This is a genomic window from Sphingobium sp. 3R8, from assembly GCF_020166615.1.
Classification (GTDB): Bacteria; Pseudomonadota; Alphaproteobacteria; order Sphingomonadales; family Sphingomonadaceae; genus Sphingobium; species Sphingobium bisphenolicum.
The window spans coordinates 181,934-193,705 of the sequence record NZ_JAIQXR010000002.1 but is presented as its reverse complement, the minus strand read 5'-3'; the positions used below and the strand labels follow the sequence as shown (position 1 = coordinate 193,705).

The window sequence follows — 11,772 nt, the reverse complement described above, 5'->3', positions numbered from 1 at the left end:
ACATGAACATCCTTCTGCTTGGCGGCGGCGGCCGCGAACATGCGCTGGCGTGGAAGCTGGCGCAATCGCCCCGGCTCGATACGCTCTACGCCGCGCCGGGCAATCCGGGCATAGCCGAGCATGCCACGCTGGTCGACCTCGACGCGACGGATCATCGCGCGACGATGGATTTCTGCATCCGCCATTCGATCGGGCTGGTGGTGATCGGGCCGGAAGCGCCGCTGGTCGATGGCCTTGCCGACAACCTCCGCACCATGGGGGTGCCCGTTTTCGGTCCCAACAAGAAAGCGGCGCAGCTTGAGGGGTCGAAGGGCTTTACCAAGGATTTGTGCCAGCGCGCGAACATCCCCACCGCCGCCTATGTCCGGGTCACCAGCAAGGATGGCGCGCTCGCAGCGCTCGACGATTTCGCGCTGCCGGTGGTCATCAAGGCGGACGGGCTGGCCGCGGGCAAGGGCGTCATCATCGCCGAAACCCGCGACGAAGCGGTTGAGGCGCTGGACACCATGTTTTCCGGCGCGTTCGGCGCGGCGGGCGAGGAAGTGGTGCTCGAAGAATTCATGACCGGCGAGGAAGCCAGCTTCTTCGCGCTGACAGACGGCAGCGCGATCCTGCCCTTCGGATCGGCGCAGGACCACAAGCGGGTGGGGGATGGCGACACCGGCCCCAATACCGGCGGCATGGGCGCCTACAGCCCGGCCCGCGTGCTGACGCCGGAACTGGAGCGCCAGGTGATGGAAACCATCATCCGCCCGACCGTCGACACCATGGCGGCCGAAGGCATGCCCTATTCGGGCGTTCTCTATGCCGGCCTGATGCTGACCGCCAAAGGGCCGAAGCTGATCGAATATAATGCCCGGTTCGGCGATCCCGAATGCCAGGTGCTGATGACCCGTTTCGACGGCGACCTGATCGATCTGCTGCTTGCCGTGGCGCAGGGCCATCTGGCGGAACAGGGGCCGGTCCAGTTGGCGGACCGCGCCGCGCTTACCATCGTCATGGCGGCCAACGGTTATCCCGGCACGCCCGACAAGGGCGGCGCGATCGACGGGATCGACGCCGCGGAAAAGGACGGCGCGAAGATTTTCCACGCCGGCACCACGGAAAAAAATGGCGTGCTGATCGCCAATGGCGGGCGCGTCCTCAACGTCACCGCGACCGCAGATACGGTCGGCGCGGCACAGGTCGCGGCTTATGCCGCGGTCGACGCGCTCGACTTCCCGACCGGCTTCTGTCGTCGCGATATAGGCTGGCGGGAGGTCGCGCGCGAGGCGCAATAGGCCATGCCCTTGCAGCGCGTGGCAAACCGTCCTTAAATAGCGTCAGGATTTGGCAGGGGAGACGGAGCGCGATGCAGGAATTCTTCATGGACTATGGACTGTGGCTGCTGGTCGCGCTGCTGGTCATCATCGCGCTTGTCTTCCTGCTGTCGGGCAAACGCAAGGCGGAGCAGCCGGTCGAACCGGCCGCGCCACCCGCTCCGGTGGCCGCCCCCATCGCCGCACCGCCCCCGACGCCGACGCCCTTCGTCGATCCGATCATCGCGGCGCCGGTCGCTGCGGCTCCGGTCGTGGTGGAGCCTGTCGCCCCGGTGGTCGCCACAGAACCGGTCGTGCCAGTCACGCCCGTCGATCCGATTGTCGAGCCGAAGCCCATGGCGACGCTCACGCCGGAGCCCATTCCCGTGTCGCCTGCCGTCGCGGCGGTCACGGATGAGCCTGACGACCTTCTTCGCCTCAAGGGCGTTGGCCCCAAGCTCAAGGCGTTGCTCGTCGAACTGGGCGTCACCCGCTATGCGCAGGTCGCGGCCTGGGGCGATGCTGATATCGCTGCGATCGACGCGAAGCTGGGCAATTTCAAGGGCCGCCCGGTGCGCGATCAGTGGGTCGATCAGGCCAAATATCTCGCCGCCGGCGACATTGCCGGCTTCGAAGCCAAATATGGCAAGCTCTGACATGATCTGAGGTGGGCGGGCCTGAATCAGGCCGGCTGCGGCGCGGCGTCCGACGGTTCCGGCGCGACCATGTGTATGCGCGGCGCGGGCGCGCTGCCGACCAGCCGACGAATCAGCGTGCTTGGCGCGAACAGGCGGCTGGCGAGCAGCAAGATCAGGATCGAAAGCGCCAGCGCCGCCATCGCGCTGACTCCGCCCGCCAGCGCGGCCCCCATCACCAACGGGTGCCAGAGGTAGAAGAACAGGCTGTCCCGGCCGATCCGGTTGAGTGGGGCGAAGGACAGGCGCAATGCCGACAGGCGGGGCAGCAGCGCGATCAGGCCCAGGCACATCATCAGGCGCGCGGGAACATAGGCCAGCCCGTTGCCGCTGCCCCGCAGGCCTGCCCACCAGGTGAGGCCCAGCGCCATGACGAGCAGCGCGATGCCCAGATAGCGCGTCGGCAATCCCTTCTCCGCCATCAACATACCGAAGAAGAAATAGACCGGAAAACGCAGGAAACGGCTGTCGGGAGACATCAGGCTGATCCCGACCGGGCCGTGGTCAAGGCCAAAGCCATACATGGTCGCCAGGCTGATCGGCGCGCCGATCGCCAGCAGCAGCAGCGGCGGCAAGGGAAGGAGGCGCGTCACCAGGATCAGGAAGAAGAGAACTGGCACATACCAGAGGTGGAAAGGCGGGCGCAGCATCAGGTCCAGCGGGGTGATCCAGGACACGGACCAGCCGCTCACCAGCAGATAGACGATCAGGGCGACCAGCCACGGCAGCAACATGCGCTCGCCATAGCGGCCCAGCAACACCCCCGTCTGTTCCGTGCGGGTGCGGGTGAGGTTCAACAGATAGCCTGATATGCCGATCATCAACGGCATCCGGAATCCCGCGCCGATCCACAGCGCCAGATGCTGCTGATGGGCAAGCTCCATGGCGTGCCCGGCCATCACCAGAAGGATCAAGACCCCCTTGAGAAGGTCGATCGACGGATTCTTGCCCACGCTGATAAACCCCCGGCCCCGCATGAGCCTGCGCCATCTGTACTTGCAAACGCTTTAAAATATGTGGTGAACGGATAATGTGCCGAACCGTTGTGGATGGTGTTTCCGCCGAAATAGCGCCATTCCGCCCGCTACTTGGAGGTCGTCCTATTGCGAAGCATCGATTCCTCGCCTCTCGCCAAGCTCCTGACGGCGCTGCTCGTCTTCGCCGTGATCCTTGTCGGGTGGCGGCTCTATGGCCGCTATCGCGAATCCACGGCGACCCTGCCTGACAACATGGCCGCAGCGGGCAATTGCACGCTTTGGTTCGTCGGCAGTTCCTCGATCCATCGCTGGACCAGCCTCGATCGGGACATGGCGCCCTGGGCGACGGAAAATCGGGGAATCAACAGTGCGACGCTGGCGGACATTCTGCCGCGCTTCGCCAATATCAAGCCCCGCGAGGGGCGCCCGCGCGCACTGATTTTCTACGTCGGCGAAAATGACATCGCCAAAGGCGTGCCCGTCCGCACGGTGATGCGCCAACTCGCCAGCCTGTTCGATCTGCGCGACCGGCTCTTGCCCGATGTGCCGGTACTGCTGCTGTCGGCGAAGCCCAGCCCCGGCCGGGCGGCCTTCCTGCGCGAACAGCGCCTGTTCAACGCGGCGGCGCAGCAATTTCTGCCCCATATGCGGGTGGCCTATTATGGTGACATCACGACACCGCTCTTTGCCGGGGGCGTAATGGGCGACAATTATCAGCGTGATGGGGTGCATATGAATGCGCGGGGCTATCGCATCTGGGCCGAAGTCGTGCGCCAACGCCTGCGTGACATCCTTCCCCCCCAAGTGACGCACAATTGCGCGCCATAGCGCGGCAGCGGGGGGCAGGAACCAGCGATTCTCCCACCGTTTCGCAGAAGCAATAGCAGTCGTTCTTGGGATCACAGGCAGCTTGGCCTTGCCGAACGTGCCTTGCGGCTGGGCGAAAGCGCAAGTGCCGGCGCTAAGTAGATTGTTCGAGCCCGCTCAGCCGATCGCGTCCACCAAGGCACGCGGGATGCGCAGCAACGATCCGTGACGTGCGCCCGTCGGCATGGCCAATCGCGCGCTGACATCGGTCCACCGCATCATGTCGCGAGTCATCGCCGCGCCCCAGCGACCTTCCTTGTAGATATCATAATAGCAGAGCAGCGCGTCGCCGATCCGGGCCGTCATGGGGCCCTCGACCCAGGCGGGAGAAAAGGGCGGGGACAACGGGCCGAAGGGGCCGGTGGGGCTGTCCGCCTTAGCGACCTGCAGCCATTTGCGCGGTGGATCGACCGTCTCGTCCTTCACCACCAGCCAGAGGTCGCCTGCAGGCCCCCGCGTGAAGCTGCCGTCGATCACGCTGAAACCGGGGTCGTAGAGCGGCTGGGCCGGGGCGAACGTCTCGAAATCCGTCGTGCTGCTGTACCAGAGTCGATGATTATAGGCGGATTCGGATGTACCGGCGGTTTCGGTGAAGCGGCCGGTGACGGTGCTGGACCAGAAGATGTCGTATCGCCCGGTGTGGGGATCGCGGATCGCCTCGGGCGCCCAGCAATTGCGCGCGCCGGGTACGTCCGCCATCACCGGAATGGCCCTTTGCGCCGACCAGTGGACCAGGTCGGCGCTGGTCGCATGGCCGATCGTCACGCCTTTCCAGGCCGTGGTCCACAACAGATGATAGGTCCGGCCGTCATGGAAGAGAAAGGGATCGCGCAGCAGTTTCTTCTCGCCCACCTGCGGAACCAGCAAACTGCGCCCGCCCGCCAGCGGACGAAAGGCGAAGCCGTCGTCGCTGACGGCGAGTTTCAGGCCGTCGGCTTCGCCCGTTTGGCCGGTAGTGAAATAGGCGAAGACCAGCGGGTCCTTGTCCTGTGCCATGCGCCGGGTGGCGCAACGCGTCAGCGCCAGCGCGCCAAGGCCCAGAGCGAAATCGCGCCGCCTCACCGGTAATCCTTCGCCATTTGGCGGTAGATATCCAACAGCGGATTGGCGACATAATCGCCACCATGGCCCATCGGACCAGTCGGTTCCGGCTGGACTGCCACTGCCGGCTGCCCGGCGATGCCGCCGGGTGCTTCGGCGCTGTTCAGCCCTTGCGCAATCAGGTCTGGCTTGGCCCCTTCGCCGGCATTTTGGCCGTCCTGGTCGAAGATGGCCTCCTGATGCCGGGTCGGCTCCCAGATGAAGGCGCCCCAGCCATGTCTGGCCGGCAGGGCGTGGACCAGATCGTTGATATAGCGCTTGCGGCTGGAATATTCCGCGACCAGCAACCCTTTGTCGGGATAGCGTTTTACGAACTGCGCGAAGGTCGTCGCCCAGTCGCCCTGCGCGCGTTGCTGGTAGCAGGAAAAGCCGATGACGTCGAAATCGACCTTTCGCGCGACCAGCGCGTCGGCCCATTCGCGCACGATCGGCCAATGGCGGCCCAGATGATTATGCAACTGGATCGCAATCGCCGGTTCGGCCCGCCGCGCCCCGGCGATTCCGGCGCGCAGCAAGTACGCAAAAGCGTCGAACCCGCCGACTGCGCCGACGTTCGCATGATTGGCGTCGGTGACCGGATTGCCGGTGGGGGTGGATAATTGCACCCGGCCATGCGGCCAGAGGATGCCGAAGGTCGTTTCATTGCCGATCACCGCCATATCGACCGGCGCGCCGCCCGCGCGCATCGCGACCAGCGTGTCATGGGTGTGGGTGTCGACTGCCTTGGCAAGCTGCCCGAGATCGTAGCCTTCCCAGGCCGCGGGGACGCCCTGATGCTCGGGGTCGGCCCATATGTCGCTATAATGGAAACTCAGGACCAGATAGAGGCCGGCCTCCCGAATGCGCCGCCCCAGCATGATGGTTTGGGCCAGGCCGGCCCAGGCCTTGTCCGGCTCGCGCTTGGCATAACCCTTCGCCGGATCGACGAAGATGCGCAGCCGGATCGCGTTGAACCCGGCATCGCGCAGCAGCAGGATCGGGTCTTTCTGTACGCCATCCACGAAATAGCGCGCGCCCGCGGCCTCATCCTCGGGAATCCAGCTAATGTCCGCGCCGATCAGATAGGGGCCGGGACGGGCGCCCCGGCGCGTCGCCGCCTTGGTCGGCAACGTCAGCCCAAGGCTCGCAAGTCCCGCCGTAGCCAGCGCCGTTCGCCGGTCGAATGAGGGCATCGTTTCTCTCCTTTGCTGTGGACGGGGCAAGTCCTCCTCCCGACAAGCCGTGCTCCTGCGCAGGCAGGAGCCGAGTTCCAATCTCGCTGCCTGCCCAGGCAGGCGCGCCCCTTCAGCGCGCCAGCCAGCCGCCATCGACGGCCAGCACATGTCCATGAATATAGCCCGCTACGCTGGATGAGAGGAACACGGCGGCTCCGCCGATGTCGCTGGCCTCGCCCCAACGCCCTGCCGGGATGCGCTCCTGAATCTGTCGATTGCGCTGTTCATCGGCCTGCAGGGCGGCGGTGTTGTTGGTGGCGATGTATCCGGGCGCGATTGCGTTCACATTGATGCCCTTGGACGCCCATTCATTCGCCAGCAGCTTGGTCAGGCCCGCCACGCCACTCTTGGCCGCGGTATAGCTCGGCACCCGGATACCGCCCTGGAAGGACAGCAAAGAGGCGATGTTGACGATCTTGCCCGATCCTTGGGCGATCATATGTCGCCCCGCTGCCTGACAGAGGAAGAACAGCACCTTGAGATTCGTGTCGATCACTGCGTCCCAGTCCGACTCGGTGAAGTCGGCGCTGTCGGCGCGGCGGATGATCCCGGCATTGTTGACGAGGATGTCGAGCCCACCCAGCGCTGCAATCGTCTCGTCCACCACGCGTTGCACCGGCTCGATGTTGGAAAGGTCGGCGGAGACGATCTCCGCCCTGCGGCCGAGCGCACGGACCTGCGCGACGGTCGCTTCCGCGGGCGTGCGGCCCACCGCGGCGATGTCGGCGCCTGCGGCGGCCAGCGACAGCGCGATCGCCTGGCCGATGCCGGTATTGGCGCCGGTAACGATGGCGACTTTGCCGGTGAGGTCGAAGGGGGTGGTCATAGAGATCCTGTTCCCCCTCCCTTCAGGGAGGGGCTAGGGGAGGGCGTGTCGGAAAGGGGCTTCATGGACATGCCCTCCCCCGATCCCTCCCCGAAGGGAGAGGAGATTCAGGCCAGCTGGCAGATATCCAGCACATGCATGTCGGTATAATCCTGATTCTCGCCCGCCATCGCCCAGATGAAGGCATAGGCCCTGGTGCCGCTGCCCATATGCACCGACCAGGGCGGGGAAATCACCGCTTCCTCATTGGCCATGACGATGTGGCGCATCGCTTCGCCCTCACCCATATAGTGAAAGACGCGGTCGGCCGGGCCGTCCAGCTCGAAATAAAAATAGATTTCGCTGCGCCGCTCATGGATGTGTGGCGGCATGGTGTTCCACACGCTGCCTGGCTTCAGCACGGTCAGCCCCATGACCAGCTGCGCGCTGTCGCAGATGCCGGGGATGACGAGCTGGTAGATGGTCCGCTCGTTCGATTCCTCCAGGCTGCCACGCTCCAGCGCATTGGCGTCGGCGATGCCCAGCTTGCGGGTCGTGAACGCCTTGTGCGCCGGGCAGGCGGCGAGATAATAGCGCGCGCCCGTACCGGCGAACTCCACGTCCTTCGCGCCCATAGTGACATAGAGGCAATCCTTGTTGCCGAGGGTGAAGACTTCACCATCGACAGTCACCATGCCTTCTACACCGCTCACATTGACGATCGCCAGTTCGCGCCGCTCCAGAAAGGGATGGCCCGCCGCCGACGCCGGCTCGCTTTGCACCGGCAGCTTCACCGGCGCATCGGCCACCGCCACGCCGCCGATCACGAACCGTTCGGCATGGGTGTAGTTCAGGACGCATTCCCCGTCGCGGAACAGGCCGCCGATCAGATAGCGGTCGCGCAATTCCTCGTTCGATACGCACTCCATCATGTCCGGGTGCGTCGCATAATAGGTCTTGTGGAACATCGGGGACTCCATCGCAGGCATTTTGCCCCCTTATAACGGTCGACGATTCAAAAGTAAGTGTTTATTCCCTGAATGTGGAATTGAGGTCCGACATGCGGTCAATTCTGCAAGAGGATGACATGCAGGAAGCGCGGGCCGTGCGCGCCGCGGACATAGGTGCCTTCGATATCGGTGGTGCCCGATACGCCGGTGACCCAATAATGGGCGCGGGGTTGCGGGCCGGCCAGCGGCGCATCCTCCAGATAGGGCGCGATGTCGCGGACGGCCAGCAGCACGATATGGTGCAGCGCCAGGAAATTGGGCAGCATCGGCGCGGTCGGGCTGGTCTCGAAAATCAGTGATCCGGTCTCGGCGATCCCCTTGCGCGCGATGGCGAGGACGGCGGCTTCGTCGGCCGTGGCGCTTGCGTGGAGGGCGAACCCCTTCCAGTCGATAGCTTTCAGGCGCGGTTCGGGTGGCAGGCAGAGTGTGAGCGCTTCACCCTGTTCCGCAAGATAGCGGGCAATGGCGGCGGGCAGGTCCGCCATGGCCCTGATGACGTCATGGCTGGCATTGACACTGGGCAAGGCGAGCCGGGAGAGAAATTCCGCTTCCAGCGCCGTTTCGTCCACTGCCGGACGCTCGGGCGCGACCAGCAGCGCCATGGCTTCCGCCCGGTCGGGCGCCGGCCCTTTCAACCGGCCGAGGATCGTGCCGCGGGTGTTCATGGGCGGCGTTCCTTCTGATATTGCGCCATGAAGGTCCGGGCGGCGGGCTTGGGCATATCGCGATCACGGGTCCAGCCGCCGGCCAGCGGAAGTTTCGCGATCCAGCCCTTTGTCCCCAGCAGCCGCAGCGCCCGGACGGCGATGCCGGTGCCCAGCCGATAGAGCCGCGGCCGCATGGCGACCCAGGCCCACAGGCCCAGCCCTGCGCGGACCGACGTCGGTTCCAGCCCCTCGCGCCAGCTTTTCTCGCGCCAGCCTTTCAGCAGGGTGGGCAGCGGAATGCGCACCGGACATACCTCCTGGCACTTGCCGTTGAGGGTGCAGACATGGGCGAGGTCGCGATTGGGCGCCAGCCCGTCCAGCGCTGGCGTCAGCACCGCGCCCATCGGCCCCGGATAGGTGCCGCCATAGGCATGACCGCCAATCTGGCGAAACACGACACAATGGTTCATGCACGCGCCGCAACGGATGCAACGCAGCATCTCCGCCAGCCCCTCCTCGCGCATTTTTGTGCGGCCATTATCGACCAGCACGATATGCATCGCGTCCGGCCCGTCGCGGTCGCCCGCGCGCTTCGGTCCGGTATAGAAGGTCGTATATTGGGTCAGCGCCGCGCCGGTCGCCGAACGCGCCAGCATGCGCAGCATATGGATGGCGTGGGGCATGGACGGCACGATTTTCTCGATCCCCGCCGTTACGATATGGACGCGCGGCGGCACCAAAGACAGTTCGGCATTGCCTTCATTGGTGACGGTGCAGATCGCGCCGCTATCCGCGATCAGGAAATTCGCGCCCGATATGCCGACGTCCGCGCCCAGCATCTGCGTGCGCAGTTCCCGCCGGGCGCTTTCGGCCATGGCGGCGATCGTCTCTTCCTCATGCGGACTGCGATGCCTGGCCTTGAACAGCGCCGACACCTGTTCGCGAGTCTTGTGCATGGCGGGCCAGATGATGTGCGACGGGCGCTCGTCGGCCAGCTGTATGATATGCTCGGCCAAGTCGGTTTCGACGCGGTCGATCCCGGCCTCGGCCAGCGCATGGGGCAGGCCGATTTCCTCGCCCAGCATCGATTTGGATCGCGCGACGCTCCCTGCGCCCGCCGCCTTGCAGATATCGATGACGATCTTGCAGGCTTCGTCGGCGGTTTCGGCCCAATGCACCTTTGCTCCCGCAGCGATCGCATTCGCCTCGAACTGCTCCAGATACGCGCCCAAATGGGCGATCACATGGTCCTTGATTGCTGCGGCGCGAGTTCGTGCGGCCTCGAAATCGGGAAAGGCGTCGATGGCGATCATACGCTTCGTCTCGGCCGTGCCCGCCGTGCGTTCGACCGCGATCTTGAGGATCGGATCAGCCAGCGCCGCATCGGCGCGCTCCTTGAAACCGCTCACGCCTCTTCTCCGATCGCCGGCCCGTCGCCCATGCCGGCGATCAGTTCGATCGCATGATAGGCGCGCACCTTGCTGCCCTTGCGATGCAGCTTCCCCGCGATGTTCATCAGGCAGCCCAGATCGCCTGCCAGCAGCAGGTCGACCCCGGTCGCTTCGATCGCGTCCGCTTTCTCGCCGACGATCGCGTTGGAAATGGCGGGATATTTGACGCAGAAGGTGCCGCCGAAGCCGCAACATGTCTCCTCGCCGGCCAAGGGCGCGAAGGTCAGGCCGTCGATGGTCCTGAGCAGCCGGCGCGGCTGCGCCTTGATACCCAGTTCGCGCAGTCCCGAACAGCTATCATGATAGGTCGCCCTTGCGTCGACGCTGACGCCCTGGGGCTTCCAGCCGCAAATCTGGTCGAGATAGGCCATGACCTCCCATGTCTTCGCCGCCACCGCCTGCGCCCGCGGCAGCCAGACGGGGTCATGCGCGAAAATCTCGGGATAGTGGCAGCGGATCGTCCCTGCGCAGGAGCCGGACGGGATGACGACAGCTTCATAAGGTTCCAGCGCTGCGATCGTCTGCTTCGCCAGCGCAGCGGCATGGTCCCGGTCGCCGCTGTTGAGCGCGGGTTGGCCGCAGCAGGTCTGCCCCTCGGGCACGACCACGGCGCACCCTGCCGCCTCCAGCGCGCGGATCGCGGCGAACCCGATGCGCGGCCGCATCATGTCGACAAGGCAGGTGACGAAAAGGGCGACGTTTTTGGTCATATTATGTGGCGTTTCGCGAAATCGAGGAACAGGTCCGGCCAGGGCGCGGGCGCGGCGGGCGAGGCGGCCAGCCCGAAGCCATGGCCGCCATTTTCGAACAAATGGCATTCGGCCGCTATCTTGCGTGCGCGCAGCGCCGCCAGCATCGCCAGGCTGTTCTCGACCGGCACGGCAGGATCGTCGATCGCATGGGCCAGGAACACCGGCGGCGTGTCTGCGCTCACATCCTGGTCGAGCGAATAGGCACGCATCCGCGCTGGCGAGGGATCAGCGCCCAGCAACTGGGTACGCGATCCCTGATGGACGAACGGGCCCTCCATCTGAATGACGGGGTAGAGATAGGCCGCGACCGCCGCCTTGATCGGCTCCCGGTCGGCGGAATCGACCGGCTTGTAGCTCTCCACCGGCGCGCGGCTGGTGAGCCAGGCGGCGAGATGCCCACCCGCCGAAAAGCCCATCACCCCGACCCGGTTCGCCTCGAAGCGCTCGCGGACACTTAGCGCCCGCACCAGCCGCAGCGCGCGCTGGGCATCCTGCAACGGGGCCTCCGCTCCCGCCGCCCATCCGTCGCCGGGCAGGCGGTAGAGCAGCGAGAAGCAGGCATAGCCCGCCTCCGCGAAGCGCCGGGCCACATCATATCCCTCATGACCGATGGCGACCCGGCTATATCCTCCGCCGGGGATCAGCAATATCGCCGCGCCATTGGGATTCTCCGGCCGCAGCAGCGTCAGAGTGGGCGTCACGACATGGGCGAAGACGCCATCGTCCGGGCCGCTGTCGGGCTGGCGCAGCGTCTCAACCTCCTGCACCTGGACGGTATCGCCGCCGGGCGCCCGGTCCGGCCAGATCGGGAAACGTTCGAACCCCGCGGGCAGCGGGAAGGGACCGGTCTTCACCGTCTGGCCCAATGCCGGACTGGCCAGTCCGGCGCTCGCCATGGCGCCGGCGATCAGGGTGCGGCGGTCGATCGGGTTCATGGCCAGTCGGCCCCTTCCAG

Annotated in this window: 12 protein-coding genes; 3 read left to right on the top strand and 9 right to left on the bottom strand. The window is 65.5% G+C overall.

Features of this window, described 5'->3' with window-relative positions:
• The first annotated feature begins 2 nt into the window (after positions 1 to 2).
• Together purD and K9B33_RS02945 are read left to right on the top strand one after the other, a co-directional pair.
• Positions 3 to 1,280: a phosphoribosylamine--glycine ligase gene (gene purD / locus K9B33_RS02950; protein ID WP_224546558.1), complete on the top strand. Its 1,278-nt coding sequence runs from the start codon at positions 3 to 5 to the stop codon at positions 1,278 to 1,280.
• Between the two features lie 71 nt (positions 1,281 to 1,351).
• Positions 1,352 to 1,954: a hypothetical protein gene (locus K9B33_RS02945; RefSeq protein ID WP_224546556.1), complete on the top strand. Its 603-nt coding sequence runs from the start codon at positions 1,352 to 1,354 to the stop codon at positions 1,952 to 1,954.
• 26 nt (positions 1,955 to 1,980) lie between these two features.
• Here K9B33_RS02945 and K9B33_RS02940 read toward each other — a convergent pair whose 3' ends face one another.
• Positions 1,981 to 2,946, bottom strand: coding sequence for an acyltransferase family protein (locus K9B33_RS02940; RefSeq protein WP_224546716.1), 966 nt, complete (start codon positions 2,944 to 2,946; stop codon positions 1,981 to 1,983).
• 150 nt (positions 2,947 to 3,096) lie between these two features.
• On the opposite strand from K9B33_RS02940, the gene K9B33_RS02935 reads away from it, so the two are divergent.
• Positions 3,097 to 3,798, top strand: coding sequence for a GDSL-type esterase/lipase family protein (locus tag K9B33_RS02935; RefSeq protein ID WP_224546554.1), 702 nt, complete (start codon positions 3,097 to 3,099; stop codon positions 3,796 to 3,798).
• A gap of 156 nt (positions 3,799 to 3,954) precedes the next feature.
• On the opposite strand, the gene K9B33_RS02930 is transcribed toward K9B33_RS02935, so the two are convergent.
• The 8 genes from K9B33_RS02930 to K9B33_RS02895 form a co-directional block, all read right to left on the bottom strand.
• On the bottom strand, positions 3,955 to 4,899 hold the full coding sequence (locus K9B33_RS02930) for a glycoside hydrolase family 43 protein (RefSeq protein ID WP_224546552.1): 945 nt from the start codon (positions 4,897 to 4,899) through the stop codon (positions 3,955 to 3,957).
• On the bottom strand, positions 4,896 to 6,110 hold the full coding sequence (locus K9B33_RS02925; protein WP_224546550.1) for a glycosyl hydrolase 53 family protein: 1,215 nt from the start codon (positions 6,108 to 6,110) through the stop codon (positions 4,896 to 4,898). The genes K9B33_RS02930 and K9B33_RS02925 overlap by 4 nt, the downstream gene beginning before the upstream one ends.
• Before the next feature lie 112 nt (positions 6,111 to 6,222).
• Positions 6,223 to 6,978 (bottom strand): 2-dehydro-3-deoxy-D-gluconate 5-dehydrogenase KduD, encoded by a 756-nt coding sequence (gene kduD / locus K9B33_RS02920; protein ID WP_224546548.1) that lies wholly within the window; start codon positions 6,976 to 6,978, stop codon positions 6,223 to 6,225.
• 107 nt (positions 6,979 to 7,085) lie between these two features.
• Complete coding sequence (gene kduI, locus K9B33_RS02915) at positions 7,086 to 7,925, bottom strand: 5-dehydro-4-deoxy-D-glucuronate isomerase (RefSeq protein WP_224546547.1); 840 nt, start codon at positions 7,923 to 7,925, stop codon at positions 7,086 to 7,088.
• 98 nt (positions 7,926 to 8,023) lie between these two features.
• Positions 8,024 to 8,632 (bottom strand): LUD domain-containing protein, encoded by a 609-nt coding sequence (locus K9B33_RS02910; protein WP_224546545.1) that lies wholly within the window; start codon positions 8,630 to 8,632, stop codon positions 8,024 to 8,026.
• Positions 8,629 to 10,023: a lactate utilization protein B gene (locus K9B33_RS02905; protein WP_224546543.1), complete on the bottom strand. Its 1,395-nt coding sequence runs from the start codon at positions 10,021 to 10,023 to the stop codon at positions 8,629 to 8,631. The genes K9B33_RS02910 and K9B33_RS02905 overlap by 4 nt, the downstream gene beginning before the upstream one ends.
• Positions 10,020 to 10,775 carry a (Fe-S)-binding protein gene (locus tag K9B33_RS02900; RefSeq protein WP_224546541.1) on the bottom strand — a complete coding sequence of 252 codons (756 nt, stop codon included), beginning with the start codon at positions 10,773 to 10,775 and terminating at the stop codon, positions 10,020 to 10,022. Before K9B33_RS02900 ends, K9B33_RS02905 begins: the two co-directional genes overlap by 4 nt.
• The gene (locus tag K9B33_RS02895; protein ID WP_224546539.1) at positions 10,772 to 11,752 is read right to left on the bottom strand and encodes an alpha/beta hydrolase; all 981 of its coding nucleotides are present in this window, start codon (positions 11,750 to 11,752) and stop codon (positions 10,772 to 10,774) included. The genes K9B33_RS02900 and K9B33_RS02895 overlap by 4 nt, the downstream gene beginning before the upstream one ends.
• Between the last annotated feature and the right edge of the window lie 20 nt (positions 11,753 to 11,772).

Excerpts from the sequence above, each read along its gene's own strand:
- purD (WP_224546558.1), top strand. The coding sequence starts at position 3 with ATGAACATCCTTCTGCTTGGCGGCGGCGGCCGCGAACATGCGCTGGCG.
- K9B33_RS02945 (WP_224546556.1), top strand. The coding sequence starts at position 1,352 with ATGCAGGAATTCTTCATGGACTATGGACTGTGGCTGCTGGTCGCGCTG.
- K9B33_RS02925 (WP_224546550.1), bottom strand. The coding sequence starts at position 6,110 with ATGCCCTCATTCGACCGGCGAACGGCGCTGGCTACGGCGGGACTTGCG.
- kduD (WP_224546548.1), bottom strand. The coding sequence starts at position 6,978 with ATGACCACCCCCTTCGACCTCACCGGCAAAGTCGCCATCGTTACCGGC.
- kduI (WP_224546547.1), bottom strand. The coding sequence starts at position 7,925 with ATGTTCCACAAGACCTATTATGCGACGCACCCGGACATGATGGAGTGC.
- K9B33_RS02910 (WP_224546545.1), bottom strand. The coding sequence starts at position 8,632 with ATGAACACCCGCGGCACGATCCTCGGCCGGTTGAAAGGGCCGGCGCCC.
- K9B33_RS02900 (WP_224546541.1), bottom strand. The coding sequence starts at position 10,775 with ATGACCAAAAACGTCGCCCTTTTCGTCACCTGCCTTGTCGACATGATG.
- K9B33_RS02895 (WP_224546539.1), bottom strand. The coding sequence starts at position 11,752 with ATGAACCCGATCGACCGCCGCACCCTGATCGCCGGCGCCATGGCGAGC.